Source organism: Cohnella ginsengisoli, assembly GCF_029525555.1.
Classification (GTDB): domain Bacteria; phylum Bacillota; class Bacilli; order Paenibacillales; family Paenibacillaceae; genus Cohnella; species Cohnella ginsengisoli.
On record NZ_JAPDHZ010000008.1, the window covers coordinates 736,767 to 752,517 of the forward strand.

10 protein-coding genes, 2 rRNA genes and 3 pseudogenes are annotated in these 15,751 nt (G+C 59.7%); 13 read left to right on the forward strand and 2 right to left on the reverse strand.

The window, feature by feature from the left end; translation table 11 throughout:
- Positions 1-6 precede the first annotated feature (6 nt).
- Positions 7-1,455, reverse strand: a complete 1,449-nt coding sequence (locus tag OMP38_RS34275; protein ID WP_277569003.1) for an NAD-dependent epimerase/dehydratase family protein — start codon at positions 1,453-1,455, stop codon at positions 7-9.
- A 116-nt stretch (positions 1,456-1,571) separates the two neighbouring features.
- Positions 1,572-2,723 (reverse strand): copper amine oxidase N-terminal domain-containing protein, encoded by a 1,152-nt coding sequence (locus OMP38_RS34280; protein ID WP_277569004.1) that lies wholly within the window; start codon positions 2,721-2,723, stop codon positions 1,572-1,574.
- A gap of 115 nt (positions 2,724-2,838) precedes the next feature.
- Between OMP38_RS34280 and OMP38_RS36570 the strand changes: the two are divergent.
- The 13 genes and pseudogenes from OMP38_RS36570 to OMP38_RS34335 all read left to right on the forward strand — a co-directional run.
- Positions 2,839-3,417, forward strand: a pseudogene (locus tag OMP38_RS36570) (hypothetical protein); the annotation flags it as partial.
- Positions 3,418-3,664: 247 nt separating this feature from the next.
- Positions 3,665-4,336 carry an anthranilate synthase component I family protein gene (locus OMP38_RS36575; RefSeq protein WP_420869798.1) on the forward strand — a complete coding sequence of 224 codons (672 nt, stop codon included), beginning with the start codon at positions 3,665-3,667 and terminating at the stop codon, positions 4,334-4,336.
- Positions 4,242-4,565 (forward strand): chorismate-binding protein, encoded by a 324-nt coding sequence (locus OMP38_RS36580; protein WP_420869812.1) that lies wholly within the window; start codon positions 4,242-4,244, stop codon positions 4,563-4,565. Before OMP38_RS36575 ends, OMP38_RS36580 begins: the two co-directional genes overlap by 95 nt.
- Positions 4,562-5,142: pseudogene (gene pabA / locus OMP38_RS34290) on the forward strand (aminodeoxychorismate/anthranilate synthase component II). Before OMP38_RS36580 ends, pabA begins: the two are co-directional and overlap by 4 nt.
- Complete coding sequence (locus OMP38_RS34295) at positions 5,139-6,059, forward strand: aminotransferase class IV (protein WP_277569005.1); 921 nt, start codon at positions 5,139-5,141, stop codon at positions 6,057-6,059. The pseudogene pabA and the gene OMP38_RS34295 overlap by 4 nt, the downstream one beginning before the upstream one ends.
- The gene (gene folP / locus OMP38_RS34300) at positions 6,056-6,904 is read left to right on the forward strand and encodes a dihydropteroate synthase (RefSeq protein ID WP_277569006.1); all 849 of its coding nucleotides are present in this window, start codon (positions 6,056-6,058) and stop codon (positions 6,902-6,904) included. The genes OMP38_RS34295 and folP overlap by 4 nt, the downstream gene beginning before the upstream one ends.
- Positions 6,905-6,934: 30 nt before the next feature.
- Positions 6,935-7,295, forward strand: a pseudogene (folB, locus tag OMP38_RS34305) (dihydroneopterin aldolase).
- Between the two features lie 46 nt (positions 7,296-7,341).
- Positions 7,342-7,845: a 2-amino-4-hydroxy-6-hydroxymethyldihydropteridine diphosphokinase gene (folK, locus tag OMP38_RS34310; protein ID WP_420869800.1), complete on the forward strand. Its 504-nt coding sequence runs from the start codon at positions 7,342-7,344 to the stop codon at positions 7,843-7,845.
- 12 nt (positions 7,846-7,857) lie between these two features.
- On the forward strand, positions 7,858-8,877 hold the full coding sequence (gene dusB, locus OMP38_RS34315; protein WP_277569007.1) for a tRNA dihydrouridine synthase DusB: 1,020 nt from the start codon (positions 7,858-7,860) through the stop codon (positions 8,875-8,877).
- A 239-nt stretch (positions 8,878-9,116) separates the two neighbouring features.
- Complete coding sequence (greA, locus tag OMP38_RS34320; RefSeq protein WP_090117794.1) at positions 9,117-9,593, forward strand: transcription elongation factor GreA; 477 nt, start codon at positions 9,117-9,119, stop codon at positions 9,591-9,593.
- A gap of 140 nt (positions 9,594-9,733) precedes the next feature.
- Entirely contained in the window at positions 9,734-11,254 is a 1,521-nt protein-coding gene (gene lysS, locus OMP38_RS34325; protein WP_277569008.1) for a lysine--tRNA ligase, read from the forward strand.
- 510 nt (positions 11,255-11,764) lie between these two features.
- Positions 11,765-13,318 (forward strand): 16S ribosomal RNA (locus tag OMP38_RS34330).
- Positions 13,319-13,551: 233 nt separating this feature from the next.
- Positions 13,552-15,751, forward strand: a 23S ribosomal RNA gene (locus tag OMP38_RS34335); the annotation flags it as partial.

Consider the following 15,751-nt stretch of genomic DNA (forward strand, 5'->3'; position numbering starts at 1 on the left):
GCGAGCCTACCGAATTCGTTTCTTCAAGTAACGCTTGAACGCGTACATGACCCACAAATGGATCTTGGCCTGCGTATACTTGTAGAGGAACCATGGCAGCGCCGGCAAGTAATCGTGGATGGCGATGATGCATTCGTCGGAGTCCGGAACCTGCAAAAACTCCAAGCGTCCGCGATGCGTCTCCTTCCGGCTGGAAAAGGAGCCGCCCGTAATGTAATACAATGCCCGGGTCGGCGAGCTCCGCTCTTCGGCGTACGTGAGCTCCAGCAAGGGCGCCTTTCGTCCCGCAATGCGGATCCGATAAATATCCTTCTTGTCGTGCACCACCTTGATCAGCGGTCCGGCCGCCCGATTCAGCCAGCTGAGGTACGACTTGGCCGCAGCATCGCCGTCCATCCCGGCGGGCAGCCTGACGCGCTGTACGGAGCGGACGTCCGATTTGGCGGCGCGCTCAACCTTTCCAGGCTTACGTTTTTGCCTCCCCGTTGGGCGATCCTTCCCAAGCTGCCTTTCACGCTCTTCCCGAATCGCGTCTTCCGCCGCCCGGCGAAACGTAATGACGCCCTCTCCGATCCCGCTTTCCCGGCTCTCATTCCTTGCAACCATAGGATGAACCAAACTCTCGATCAAGGGGTAGGCCATCTCTTTGGGCGTCCCGGTAATGAGCGCGAGCCACAGACGCGACAGATACACGGAGAAGGCAGGAAAGGGAATAAAGAGCCGCTTCTTCCCTAGCGCCTCCGCCGTTTGGCCGAGCATCTGCTTGTAGGTCATGACATCGGGTCCGCCGATATCGATCGCGCGACGGTACAGGTCGGTCCGTCCGATCGTCGCCGTCAAAGCGTCCAGCACTTCGGGCAGGGCGATCGCATGCGTGCGGGTACGCGTCCACTTGGGGAGGATCATGAAGGGCAGTCGGCGCACGAGCTTCAGCAGGATGGGAAAAGAAGAGCCTTCGGGTCCGACGATCAGGCCGGCCCGCAGCGTCGTCACCGGCACGCCGTACGAAGCGAGCACCTTTTCGACTTCCAGCCGGCTCCGCAGATGGCGGGACAGCTCGCTAGGCGGCACATCCGGCGGGATGATGCCGCTTAGGTAGACAATCTGGCGAACGCCGTTTCTGCTGGCGGCGCGGGCGAAGTGGTCGGCGAGCAGCACGTCCATGTCTTCGAACCGGGCTTGCGTCAGCTTGGCCGACGGGAGCATGGAATGGACCAGGTACACCGCATAGTCCGCCCCCGCCAATCCCCGTTCCGCGTCGATCAAAGAGAACAGGTCGCACGAGCGCCAGCTCGTATGCGGCTCTGTCTCCCGACCTTCCCCGCCGCCTCGGGATAGCGCGATCACGTCCGCGAATGGCGTCAACCGTTGGAGCAAATTGCGGCCGATATATCCGCTTGCGCCCGTCAAAGCGACGACGGGTCTTTTTTCCGGGCTGCCTTCCCGCTCGCTCATGAGGCCTGCGCTCCTTCGAATCCTTCTGCCGACACATACCCGTTATCGTTTGAAAAGTAACAAACCCAGCGGGTGGCGGGGCATTCGAGCGTAACAGGCAACCGGTGAACCGCTATTTATAGCCAGTCTTTAATTTTAACCGTAAGGGTCTTCTGCTTGCCATCCTTTACGCTGGTGTATAGGAGGTCGATGACGCCGTCGTGCTCGCCGCCAACCATGAACGTGTCGCCATGGTAGGGAACGTCGTTCAGCTTGGCATATTCCTGATCCGCCGGATCGAGCAGCTCGTAGAGCGCCTTCTTTTTGCCCGTCTCCGGATCGACCAGGGTGAGCAAGCCGGTCGTGTTCGGCCGAATGAGCAAATAGTTCGCGCCGATGCCCTCCACGCCGTAGACTTCGTCCAGCCCGCCCAGCTTCGTCAGGTCATAGGTCTTGTCCGTACTGCCGTCCGCGTTAAGAATTCGAAGCGTCTTGCCGTCCATCAGCACCGCTTGGTTGCCAAGGGTAGTCACGTTCGGCGTCATGCGCTGCCAATAATGAACCGTGGCCTGATCGAGGAGCTTCTTGTTCTTCACGTATGCGGTCGTGTAGTTGGCGTTGATATGGGGTTCGCCGTAGATATCGGACACTGTCACGACGAAGCCACCGGTACCGAGCTTGTCGACAGAGAGGCTTAATAACTCCTGTTGCTTAAAATCAAGCTTGCCGGTCTTTACGGCCGGACTGTTGGACGGCTCGGATTGGTACAGGTCGCCGGTCTTCTTGTCAAGCCAGAACATGGACGGGATCATCGTCACCGCGAAGCCGACGGCGTATGGATCGCCGTCGTCGATCGTTACCGTGTAGCCTTGCCACTTCACGTTTGCGCCGAGCGACTGCGCGACGAAGCGGACGGGCACGTACACGGTATTGTTCTTCATAACGGCTGCTGCGTTGAGTGCGACGGACTTGTCGTTCACCTGCGCCGTCTTGCTGCCGAGCGTCAGCTTCACGGTACGGTTGGGCGCATAGACGGAGACGAGCTTCTTGGCGCCGTCCCAGTCGACGTAAGACTTGAGCAGCTGCGAGACCATGCGCAGCGGGATATAGACGCTGTCGCTCGCGTCGAGGTAGGGCGCCGCGGCGCCGGCCGCGATCTCGTTGCCGTTGACGACCAGTTTGATGGGCTTGGGGGCTGCCGCCGCCTGCGCTGAGGAAACGCCGGGAGCCGCGGCGGTACCCGCCGCCAGCAGCAGGGCGAGCGCGGACATCCGGACTTTATTTTTCATGATCATGCCATCCTCATCTCCTTATTCATGCTGCATCCTTCAATACCCATATTTAGAGACGATTCGGAGGTTGTTAAAGTTTCTCGCTCGCAAGCGCGGCCGGTCTATCCTCGGCATGCGATTGTTTGTATACTTTAGGGAAGATAATAGGAAGCGGCGCGGTTCGGCTGCCGGCGAGAAAGCTTCCGAGGGGGGATATGCGGAGTTGGAAGCGCGGATATCGTTGGAAAAATGGCGGACTTGGCTTGGCGAACGGTCGGAGGCCGGCGAGGCTGCCGAGGGATACAACCGTCTGCCTTATATAGAAAAGCATGCGTTGGCCGCAGGCGAGGACCGCGTTCCGCTCTGGCGCGGCGCCTGGGCGGCGGCGGGCGAAGAGGCCTTCGTGCTCGAGAGCGGCAAAGGCGGCCGGTATACGTTCCTCGGCATCCGGCCAAGCGCGGTATTGGTCGGGCGTGGCGACCAAGCCGAACTAAGACGTTGCAGCGGCGGCGTTGCAGGAGGGGGGATCGAGCGGCTGCGCGGCGATCCCATCTCGGTCGTGCGCGCGGCGATACGCGGCTTCCGCGCGCCTTCAGATACGGGGCTGCCGATGTTCGCGGGCGGCGCCGTCGGCTACTGGAGCTACGACGTCGCCCGCTCGCTGGAGCGGCTCCCGCAGACGGCGGCAGACGAGCTGGGCCTGCCGGATTACGCGTTTTTGCTGATCGACGAGCTGTGGATCGTGGATCACGAGGCGGGCGAGCTGTACCTCGCCGTTCATGCGGATCCAGGCGAAGCTGGCAGCGAATCGGCGATTGCCGCCGCGTACGAGGCGGCGCGTGCGCATGCGGCGCGCATGAAGGCGGATTGGGACCGGTTCGTGGCGGCGGCCAAGGCGCCCGAAGCCGCATCGGCGTTGGCGGCGGCGCGCGCGCTGCTGGCAGATGAGGGGCTGGCCCTTGACGTCGAAGCGTTCGCGCGGGGGGCTGCGCACCTCCTTTTCCAAAGAAGCGTTCGAGGACGCGGTTCGCCGCATCCAGCAGTATATCGGTCAGGGCGACGTCTTCCAGGTGAACCTGTCCCTCCGGCAGACGATGCCCGTGACGGCGACTCCCGAAGCGCTCTACGAGTGGCTTCGTCTGATCAATCCTTCGCCCTATATGGGCTTGCTGCGGCTGCCCGGCTTCAGCCTCGTGTCGGCGTCGCCGGAGCTGCTGGTGAAGCGTCAGGGCGAACGCGTCGGCATGCGGCCCATCGCCGGCACGCGCAGGCGCGGGCGCACGCCGGAGGAGGATGCCGCGATGGCGGACGAGCTGCTCTCGAGCGTGAAGGAGCGCGCGGAGCACATTATGCTCGTCGATCTGGCGCGCAACGATCTGGGACGCGTCTCCGCCTACGGCTCCGTGCACGTGCCGGAGCTGCTTACGATCGAACGGTATTCGCACGTGATGCACCTCGTGTCGCAGGTCGAAGGGCGGATCGCGCCGGGCAAGGACAGCCTCGACGTGCTGGCGGCTTCGTTTCCCGGGGGGCACGATCACCGGCGCGCCCAAGATCCGCACGATGGAGATCATCGAGGAGCTCGAACCCGTGCGCAGAGGCGCCTATACCGGCTCGATCGGATGGATTGACTACGCGGGAAATATGGAATTTAATATAGTTATCCGTACGATGGTGGCGAAGGACGGCCTCTGCCATATTCAGGCCGGCGCCGGCATCGTCATCGATTCCGATCCCGAGCGGGAGTTCTACGAATGCCTGAACAAGGCCAAGGCGCTCTGGAAGGCCGTACAGTACGGGGAGCGGCTCAGTCCGGACGGGACGGCAGCCGATGCGAAGGGGGGACTGGGCATAACATGATTCTGGTCATCGACAATTACGATTCGTTTACTTATAACCTGGTGCAGTACTTAGGCGAGCTCGGTCAGGACATCGTCGTGAAGCGCAACGACGAGATCGATCTGGACGGCATCGCGGCGCTTAAGCCCGACCACATCCTGATCTCGCCGGGACCGTGCACGCCGAACGAGGCGGGCATCAGCCTGTCGCTGATCGATCGCTTCAAAGGGGGAGATTCCGATCTTCGGCGTCTGCCTCGGGCATCAGTCGATCGGACAAGCCTTCGGGGGGCGACGTCGTGCGCGCGCCGCAGCTCATGCACGGCAAGACGAGCGAGATGTCGCACGACGGCCGCACGATTTTCGAGGGCGTGCCTTCGCCGTTCACGGCGACGCGCTACCACTCGCTTATCGTGAAGCGCGATACGCTGCCCGACTGTTTGGAGATCAGCGCGGAGACGGACGGCGAGATTATGGCGCTGCGCCACAAGGAATACGTCGTCGAGGGCGTGCAGTTCCACCCCGAGTCGATCATGACGGACCATGGACGCACGCTGCTGCAGAATTTTCTGAATTACAAGTCGGGCTTGCGGCAATGAAGCTACTGCTCGACGGACAATTGACGGATAGCCGGGAAGCCGTGATCTCAGTCTACGATCACGGCTTCCTGTATGGGATGGGCCTGTTCGAGACGTTCCGCACGTACGACGGTCGGCCATGGCTGCTGCGCAGGCATGCGGAGCGGCTAGCCGAGGGCTGCGCGGCGCTGGGCATCGCTTATCGGCCCGATCCGGAAGCGATGGCGGACGGCGTGACGCGGCTGCTCGAGGCGAACGGCCTTGGCGACGCTTATATCCGCTGGTCGGTGTCCGCGGGCAGCGGCGAAGTCGGTCTCCCTGCGGGCGAGTATGAAGCGCCGCGCGAGATCGTCTATGCCAAGCCGCTTGGGACAGACGATCCTTCGACGCGGCCGGGCAAGACGCTGCGGCTGCTCCGCTTGCGGCGTACGCGCCCAGAGAACGGGGAGCTCCGGCTCAAGTCGTTTCACTATATGAACAATATCGCGGCAAAGCGGGAGCTTCGGGCCGGCGGCGCTTCGGCGAGCACCGAAGGGGTGTTCCTGAACGAGCGGGACGAGATCGTCGAAGGCCTGGTGAGCAACGTATTCTGGGTTCATGACGGAGCGCTTTATACGCCGTCCCTCGATACGGGGCCGCTCGCGGGCGTGACCCGGGCTTACGTGCTAGAGCTGGCTAGCCGTGCCGGCCTCATTTGCTATGAAGACGGGTACGCCTGGAACGACCTGCTGCGGGCGGACGAATGCTTCGTGACCAACTCGATCCAGGAGATCGTGCCGATCGTCGCCGTGCAGGATCCCGAAGGGCAGCCAGCGAGCGTTCGCGGCGGCCTCGCGTCGAATTCCGCCGGGACCGATGCTGCCGGAGCCCCGGGCCCCTGGACCCGCAGGCTGATGACGGCTTACCGGACGGCCGCGGAGAAAGGCGATGAAGCATGAATCCTGTCATCTATCATAGACGCTACCGGTTTCGCGACGGTCTCGAGCTTACGCTCGGGGAGCGGACGTTGATCATGGGCATTCTGAACGTGACGCCCGACTCATTCTCCGACGGCGGCCGATTCGATTCGGTCGAGACGGCCGTTCGCCGCGCGATCGAGATGGCCGAAGAAGGCGCGGACTTGATCGACATCGGCGGCGAGTCCACGCGTCCGGGGCACGATCCCGTGACGGCCGAAGAAGAGCAGCGGCGGATTTTGCCGGTCATCGAGGCGGTCCGCAAGGCTGTCCCGCTGCCGATCAGCGTCGACACGTACAGAGCCGATACGGCCGAGCTCGCGCTCGGAGCCGGCGCACACCTTTTGAACGATATCTGGGGCCTCAAGCACGATCCCCGGATGGCGCAGGTGGCGGCTCGCGCCCACGCGCCGATCATCTTAATGCATAACCGCAAGCAGCGGGATTACCGCGAATTCTTGCCTGACGTGCTGACCGATTTGCAAGAGAGCGTGGCGCTGGCCCGGGCGGCCGGCATCCCGGACGATCGCATCTGGCTCGATCCGGGCATCGGCTTCGCCAAAGATTATGAGGATAACCTGGAGCTGATGGGCCGTCTCGGCGAGTTGAACGCGCTTGGCTATCCAGTGCTGCTGGCGACGTCGCGCAAAACATTCATTCGCCGTACGCTCGACCTGCCGGCTGACGACGTCGTCGAAGGCACGGGCGCGACGACGTCGCTGGGCATCGCGCAGGGCTGCCAGATCGTGCGCGTGCATGACGTGCGCGCCATGAAGCGGGTGGCGGCGATGACGGACGCGATCGTGTACCGCCAGGTTGAACGTTAAGACGGGCGACCGTAAAGGAGCGACGAACGAATGGATACGATGAAACTGAAGCGCATGGTTTTTTTTCGGATATCACGGCGTATTCCCGGAGGAGAACAAACTCGGCCAGAAGTACTGCGTGGATCTGGATATGAAGCTCGATCTGAGCCGAGCGGCCGAGAGCGACGACGTCGCCGATACGGTGAATTACGCGGAGGTCCACGCCCTGGTCAAGGAAATCGTGGAAGGCCCGCCAGTAAAGCTTATCGAGAAGCTGGCCGCGAGCATTGCAACGGCGGTACTCGGTACGTATACTATAATCCATGAAGTCACGGTAGGCGTGACGAAGCCGAATCCGCCCTTCGACATCACGTTCGACGGCGTCACGGTGGAGCTCACGCGCGCCAGATGACCGAAGCAGCAGGCATGCCGCCCGCAGGTATAAGAAGGACTGAACGATGATGAAGCTGGCTTATGTGGCGCTCGGCGCCAATCTGGGCGACCGGGAGCGGTCTCTCGCGGAGGCGCTGCGCCGCTTGAACGAGACGCCCGGCATCCGGGTGGAGCGCGTGTCCGGCGTGTATGAGACCGATCCGGTCGGCTATACGGACCAGCCGAATTTTTTGAATATGGCGGCGGCGCTCCTGACGAGCCTGCCGCCGCTCGAGCTCCTGCGGGCGTTGCTCGCGCTCGAGCTTGAGATGGGCCGGGTCCGCGAGTTCCGCTGGGGACCGCGCGTCATCGACCTGGACCTGCTGTCGTACGAGGACGAGACGTTCGAGACGGACGAGCTGACGCTCCCGCACCCCCGCATGGGGGAGCGGGCGTTCGTGCTTGCGCCGCTCCGGGACGTGTGGGCGTCCGGCGAAGCCTTCCCTTGGGAAGCGCAGCTCGGGCCGGATACGCTTGAGAGGGAAGGCATTCGCCGTTTGGCTTCCGGGTTGAAGCCGCACGGCCTCTAGGAGGGATATCACTTGCTGAAGATCGGCAATGTGGAGATGAATAACAACGTGGTCCTGGCGCCGATGGCAGGCGTGTGCAACCCGGCTTTTCGGCTGATCGCCAAGGAGTTCGGCTGCGGCCTCGTGTGCGCGGAGATGGTCAGCGACAAGGCGATTCTGCACGGCAATCGGCGGACGCTCGAGATGCTGTTCGTCGACGAGCGGGAGAAGCCGCTTAGCCTGCAGATTTTCGGAGGCGACCGGGAGTCGCTCGTCGAGGCGGTCAAGTTCGTCGACAAGAACACGAACGCCGACATTATCGACATCAATATGGGCTGCCCCGTGCCGAAGGTCACGAAGTGTGACGCGGGCGCCAGGTGGCTGCTCGATCCGGCCAAGATCTACGAGATGGTCTCGTATGCGGTGGACGCCGCAGAGAAGCCGGTGACGGTCAAGATGCGGATCGGCTGGGACGACGAGCACATCTACGCGGTGGAAAACGCGCGAGCCGTCGAGCGCGCCGGCGGCGCGGCCGTCAGCGTGCACGGACGCACCAGGGAACAATTGTATACCGGTGTCGCGAACTGGGATATCATAAAGGACGTCAAAGAGGCCGTTTCCATCCCGGTCATCGGGAACGGGGACGTTTTCTCGCCTGAAGACGCGGAGCGCATGCTTGCGCATACGGGCGTCGACGGCGTCATGATCGGCCGCGGCGCGCTGGGCAATCCGTGGATGCTGTACCGCACGGTCCATTATCTGACCACGGGGGAAAAGCTCCCGGACCCGGATCCCGGGGAGAAGATGCGAATCGCCATGCTGCATATGGACCGTTTGATCAACCTCAAGGGCGAGGGGCAAGCGGTACGCGAGATGCGCAAACATATAGCCTGGTACCTCAAGGGGCTGCCGGATGCCGCGCGCGTCAAAAACGAGATCATGGAAATGACGCGCCGCGCCGACGTCGCGCGCAGGCTCGACGAATACGTGGAGTCGCTGGCCGACCTCGAGGCCGCCGCGCAGACCGAGGACGGAACCGCAGTCGTGCATTGATTTAAGCCCGATTCCTGTTAATTGACATTTAATAGGGGTTGAAATATAATTCTAAGCAATATTCGCAAGACGGTCGAGATTGCCGCGGCTGGCCGGGACATTCCCAGTCATGTCGGCGGCAATTCGCCATATAACTGTATTCAAGGTGCGCGTCCCGCCGCGCGGTTCGCGGCGCAGCCTCCGCAAGCAAGCCTTCATGCCCGGCATGGATATCATATCTTCGACAGGAGATCGGTGAGATGAGCGAAAAGGAAGTGCTTCTGACCCCGGATGGGCTCAAGAAGCTCGAAGAGGAACTGGAGAACCTGAAGTCCGTCAAGCGCCGCGAGGTAGCCGAGCGGATCAAGGTTGCAATCGGTTACGGCGACATCAGCGAAAACTCGGAATATGAAGATGCCAAGAACGAACAGGCATTCATAGAAGGCCGCATCATCACGCTCGAGAAGATGCTGCGCAACGCTCGCATCATCAACAACGACGAGATCGATCTCAACACCGTGAGCATCGGCTCCACCGTCGTCGTCGAAGACCTCGAGTTCAACGAGACGCTTGAATATACGATCGTCGGCACGGCCGAATCCGACCCGCTGAAGAACAAGATCTCCAACGAGAGCCCAGTCGGACGCGCGATCATCGGCAAGTCGAAGGGCACGACCGTCGAAGTCAGCGTTCCCGCGGGCATTATTCAATACAAGATCGTAGATATCAAAAGGTAATCCGCTGCGGGGCCTCGTGCCAAGCCAGCTAAAAAGGCCATCTGTGAGCGCGAAAAAGCTTCCGGCAGCGGAAGCTTTTTTTGAACGAAAGAGGGGTGGCCCGCGTTCTGACGGATATCAGTTAGGAAAGGGTGTACATCATGAGTCAAGATTTAGATCAACAGGCAAGCGCCGAACCTACCGCCGCCGAACTCAGCGAGATGCTGCAGATCCGCCGAGGCAAGCTGGACGAGCTTCGCAAGCTGGGCATCGATCCGTTCGGCACGAAGTTCGAGCGTACGGCTGCCGCAGGCGATATTCTCGCGCGACTCGACGCCAAGTCGACCGAAGAGCTGGACGAGCTCGCCGAGGAAGTTAGCATAGCGGGACGCATCATGCAGAAGCGTTCGATGGGCAAGGCTTCCTTTGCGCATATCCAGGATCTGACCGGCAAGATTCAGATCTACGTGCGTCAGGACTCCGTAGCGGAGGATCAATACAAGGCGTTCGGCATTCTCGATATCGGCGACGTCATCGGCGTCAAGGGCACCGTATTCAAGACGCGTACCGGCGAGACCTCCATCAAGGTATCGGAGCTGACCGTGCTCACCAAGTCGCTGCTCCCGCTGCCGGACAAGTTCCATGGCCTGAAGGACGTGGAGACGCGCTATCGCCAGCGGTACGTAGACCTGATCGTCAGCCCGGACGTGCAAAAAACGTTCATCACGCGCTCGCGCATCATCCAATCGATGCGGCGTTATCTGGACGGACGCGGCTATCTCGAGGTCGAGACGCCGACGCTGCACGCCATTGCCGGCGGTGCGGCCGCGAAGCCGTTCATTACGCACCACAATGCGCTGGACATGCAGCTGTACATGCGGATCGCCATCGAACTTCACCTGAAGCGGCTCATCGTGGGCGGCCTGGAGAAGGTATACGAGATCGGACGCGTCTATCGCAACGAAGGCATGTCGACGCGCCACAACCCGGAGTTCACGATGCTCGAGCTGTATGAAGCCTACGCGGATTACAAGGACATCATGAAGCTGACGGAGGACCTGGTCGTTCATCTGGCCGAAGAAGTGCTCGGCACGACGCAGATCGTCTATCAAGGGCAGGAGGTCAACCTGTCCGCGCCGTGGCGCAGGGAGTCCATGACCTCGTTGATCCAGAAGGCCGTAGGCATCGACTTCACGGTCGACATGAGCGACGAGGAAGCGCATCGCCTGGCGAAGGAGCACAAGGTACCGGTCGAGCCGCATATGACGTTCGGTCATATCGTGAACGCCTTCTTCGAGACGTTTGTCGAGCACACGCTGATTCAGCCTACGTTCGTGACGGGGCACCCGGTGGCAATCTCGCCGCTGGCGAAGAAGAACGCCGAAGACCCGCGCTTCACGGATCGTTTCGAGCTGTTCATCGTCGCCCGCGAGCACGCCAACGCATTCACCGAGCTGAACGATCCGATCGATCAGCGCCAGCGCTTCGAAGCGCAGCTGGTGGAGAAGGAAGCGGGCAACGACGAGGCGCAGGATCTCGACGAGGATTTTATCCGCGCGCTCGAGTACGGCTTGCCTCCGACCGGCGGTCTCGGCATCGGCATCGATCGCCTGATCATGCTGTTGACCGATGCGCCGTCCATCCGCGACGTGCTGCTATTCCCGCATATGCGCGGGGAGTAATTCGAATAGAAGAAGAGCCGGTCGCCAAGTGGCGGGCGGCTCATTTTGTTGTTACGCATGTGCGATGATGAAACAACAATCGGTGCGAGCCAGCGTGTGTACGGATGCGCCCATGTATGCCTATGCATGCGCACCGTTTGAACGATATCCCCTTCGCACAGGAAATGACCGCCTGGATGGTCGTGGACGCCGATCTTGCAGGAACCTTTATATAGAGGAAAGTCTGTTTTAAGGGGGGATCTACGCTAGCGATGGATCCCCTCCGATCAGCGATGTAGGCGAGATATTCGCCTTTTTAAAATTCTTTTTAAAAAGGTGTTGCAATCGTCTGGGCGCCTGTGATATATTATTCAAGTCGCCGCTGAGAGGCCGCCGAGCAAGAGGCCAAGAGTGAAGACGAGATTGCTCCTTGAAAACTGAACATCGAGCGTTAAAACAAACGGACGCTGAAGCCCTTCGGGGCGGAAGCAAAAGTTATACCAGCTTTATCATGAGCAAGTCGAACTACCCTTTATGGAGAGTTTGATCCTGGCTCAGGACGAACGCTGGCGGCGTGCCTAATACATGCAAGTCGAGCGGATCTCTGATGGAGCTTGCTCCTGATGAGGTTAGCGGCGGACGGGTGAGTAACACGTAGGCAACCTGCCCCAAAGACCGGGATAACATTCGGAAACGAATGCTAAGACCGGATAGGCAACTGGGTCGCATGACCGGGTTGAGAAACACGGTGCAAGCTGTGGCTTTGGGATGGGCCTGCGGCGCATTAGCTAGTTGGTGGGGTAACGGCTCACCAAGGCGACGATGCGTAGCCGACCTGAGAGGGTGAACGGCCACACTGGGACTGAGACACGGCCCAGACTCCTACGGGAGGCAGCAGTAGGGAATCTTCCACAATGGGCGCAAGCCTGATGGAGCAACGCCGCGTGAGTGAGGAAGGCTTTCGGGTCGTAAAGCTCTGTTGCCAGGGAAGAATAAGGATGTGTTAACTGCACATTCGATGACGGTACCTGAGAAGAAAGCCCCGGCTAACTACGTGCCAGCAGCCGCGGTAATACGTAGGGGGCAAGCGTTGTCCGGAATTATTGGGCGTAAAGCGCGCGCAGGCGGTCTTTTAAGTCTGGTGTCTAAGTGCGGGGCTCAACCCCGTGATGCACTGGAAACTGGGAGACTTGAGTGCAGAAGAGGAGAGCGGAATTCCACGTGTAGCGGTGAAATGCGTAGAGATGTGGAGGAACACCAGTGGCGAAGGCGGCTCTCTGGACTGTAACTGACGCTGAGGCGCGAAAGCGTGGGGAGCAAACAGGATTAGATACCCTGGTAGTCCACGCCGTAAACGATGAGTGCTAGGTGTTGGGGGGGGTCCACCCCTCGGTGCCGAAGTTAACACATTAAGCACTCCGCCTGGGGAGTACGGTCGCAAGACTGAAACTCAAAGGAATTGACGGGGACCCGCACAAGCAGTGGAGTATGTGGTTTAATTCGAAGCAACGCGAAGAACCTTACCAGGTCTTGACATCCCTCTGACCGGTCTAGAGATAGACCTTTCCTTCGGGACAGAGGAGACAGGTGGTGCATGGTTGTCGTCAGCTCGTGTCGTGAGATGTTGGGTTAAGTCCCGCAACGAGCGCAACCCTTGGATTTAGTTGCCAGCACTTTGGGTGGGCACTCTAGATCGACTGCCGGTGACAAACCGGAGGAAGGCGGGGATGACGTCAAATCATCATGCCCCTTATGACCTGGGCTACACACGTACTACAATGGCCGGTACAACGGGCTGCGAAGGAGCGATCCGGAGCCAATCCTACCAAAGCCGGTCTCAGTTCGGATTGCAGGCTGCAACTCGCCTGCATGAAGTCGGAATTGCTAGTAATCGCGGATCAGCATGCCGCGGTGAATACGTTCCCGGGTCTTGTACACACCGCCCGTCACACCACGAGAGTTTACAACACCCGAAGCCGGTGGGGTAACCCGCAAGGGAGCCAGCCGTCGAAGGTGGGGTAGATGATTGGGGTGAAGTCGTAACAAGGTAGCCGTATCGGAAGGTGCGGCTGGATCACCTCCTTTCTAAGGAGCCCTTCGGGGCAATACGAAGTCCGTGGTTTTAACGCTCGAGTTCAGTTTTGAAGGAGAAATCCTTCAGTGCGTACCGCACGAACGCGTTTCTAGCGAAACGCTGCCTCTTGCGGCACGGACGAGACGATCTTCGATCGCTCGTTTGCACCTTGAAAACCGGATAGCGAAACGAAAATGCGCAAATTAGAAATTCTCATGCATTGCCTTGTGTGGTTTAGCCGACAGGTTAAGCTATTAAGGGCGCACGGAGGATGCCTAGGCGCCAGGAGCCTAAGAAGGACGCGGCGAACAGCGAAATTGCCTCGGGGGAGCCGTAAGCAGGCTTTGATCCGGGGATGTCCGAATGGGGAAACCCGGCTGGGGTCATGCCCAGTCACCTATGAGTGAATCCATAGCTCATAAGGAGGCACACCCAGGGAACTGAAACATCTAAGTACCTGGAGGAGAAGAAAACAAGAGTGATTCCGTCAGTAGCGGCGAGCGAAAGCGGATTAGCCCAAACCTGAGAGCTTGCTCTCAGGGGTTGTGGGACGTCTCACATGGAGTTACAAAGGGATAGGTTAGGCGAAGAGATCTGGAAAGGTCCGGCATAGAAGGTAAAAGCCCTGTAGCCGAAAGTCTATCCCCTCCGAGACGGATCCCGAGTACCGCGGGACACGAGAAACCCCGTGGGAATCCGGCAGGACCATCTGCCAAGGCTAAATACTCCCTGGCGACCGATAGTGAAGCAGTACCGTGAGGGAAAGGTGAAAAGCACCGCGGGAGCGGAGTGAAAAAAGAACCTGAAACCGTGCGCTTACAAGAAGTCAGAGCCCGATCTAGGGGTGATGGCGTGCCTTTTGTAGAATGAACCGGCGAGTTACGTTTACGTGCGAGGTTAAGTCGGAGAGACGGAGCCGCAGCGAAAGCGAGTCTGAATAGGGCGCTTTAGTACGTAGTCGTAGACCCGAAACCGGGTGATCTACCCCTGTGCAGGGTGAAGGTGAGGTAACACTTACTGGAGGCCCGAACTCGTGAGCGTTGAAAAGCTCTGGGATGACGTGGGGGTAGGGGAGAAATTCCAATCGAACTCGGAGATAGCTGGTTCTCCCCGAAATAGCTTTAGGGCTAGCCTCGAGATTTAGCATCATGGAGGTAGAGCACTGATTGGGTGCGGGGCCCGCCAAGGGTTACCAAGTCCAGTCAAACTCCGAATGCCATGGATGTATGCTCGGGAGTCAGACGGCGAGTGCTAAGATCCGTCGTCAAGAGGGAAAGAGCCCAGATCATCAGCTAAGGTCCCCAAGTGTGTGTTAAGTGGGAAAGGATGTGGAGTTGCGAAGACAACCAGGATGTTGGCTTAGAAGCAGCCACCATTTAAAGAGTGCGTAATAGCTCACTGGTCGAGTGACTCTGCGCCGAAAATGTAACGGGGCTAAACACACCACCGAAGCTATGGCATGTACACTTTGTGTACTTGGGTAGGGGAGCGTTGAATGCGGGTTGAAGTCGGACCGAGAGGACCGGTGGACTGCATTCAAGTGAGAATGCCGGTATGAGTAACGAAAAGACAGGTGAGAATCCTGTCCGCCGAAAGCCTAAAGGGTTCCTGAGGAAGGTTCGTCCGCTCAGGGTAAGTCGGGACCTAAGGCGAGGCCGAAGGCGTAGTCGAAGGACAACAGGTTGAAATTCCTGTACCACCGTAATCCGTTACGAGCGATGGGGGGACGCAGGAGGGCAAGAACGCGAGCTGATGGAATAGCTCGTCCAAGCAGTGAGGGGTGTGTGTAGGCAAATCCGCACACTAATACCTTGAGCTGTGATGGGGAGGGAAAATTACAGTACCGAAGGTTCCGTGCTCACGCTGCCGAGAAAAGCCTCTAGCCAGGAGAAGGTGCCCGTACCGCAAACCGACACAGGTAGGCGAGAAGAGAATTCTAAGGCGCGCGGAAGAACTCTCGTTAAGGAACTCGGCAAAATGACCCGTAACTTCGGGAGAAGGGGTGCCTCGGTAGGGTGAATAGCCCAGGGGGCCGCAGTGAATAGGCCCAAGCGACTGTTTAGCAAAAACACAGGTCTGTGCGAAGCCGTAAGGCGAAGTATACGGGCTGACGCCTGCCCGGTGCTGGAAGGTTAAGGGGAGCGGTTAGGGGCAACCCGAAGCTGTGAACCGAAGCCCAGTAAACGGCGGCCGTAACTATAACGGTCCTAAGGTAGCGAAATTCCTTGTCAGGTAAATTCTGACCCGCACGAATGGCGTAACGACTTGGGCGCTGTCTCAACGAGAGATCCGGTGAAATTTTAGTACCTGTGAAGATGCAGGTTACCCGCGACGTGACGGAAAGTCCCCATGGAACTTTACTGTAGCTTGTATTGAACTCCGGGTACGGTCTGTACAGGATAAGGTGGGAGCCTGAGGAAGCCTGAGCCGCAAGCTTAGGTGGA

What these genes read in the sequence shown, in the direction of transcription:
- OMP38_RS34280 (WP_277569004.1), bottom strand. Translation starts at nt 2,723, where the DNA reads ATGAAAAATAAAGTCCGGATGTCCGCGCTCGCCCTGCTGCTGGCGGCG.
- OMP38_RS34275 (WP_277569003.1), bottom strand. Translation starts at nt 1,455, where the DNA reads ATGAGCGAGCGGGAAGGCAGCCCGGAAAAAAGACCCGTCGTCGCTTTG.
- lysS (WP_277569008.1), top strand. Translation starts at nt 9,734, where the DNA reads ATGAGTCAAGATTTAGATCAACAGGCAAGCGCCGAACCTACCGCCGCC.
- folP (WP_277569006.1), top strand. Translation starts at nt 6,056, where the DNA reads ATGAATCCTGTCATCTATCATAGACGCTACCGGTTTCGCGACGGTCTC.
- folK (WP_420869800.1), top strand. Translation starts at nt 7,342, where the DNA reads ATGATGAAGCTGGCTTATGTGGCGCTCGGCGCCAATCTGGGCGACCGG.
- greA (WP_090117794.1), top strand. Translation starts at nt 9,117, where the DNA reads ATGAGCGAAAAGGAAGTGCTTCTGACCCCGGATGGGCTCAAGAAGCTC.
- OMP38_RS34295 (WP_277569005.1), top strand. Translation starts at nt 5,139, where the DNA reads ATGAAGCTACTGCTCGACGGACAATTGACGGATAGCCGGGAAGCCGTG.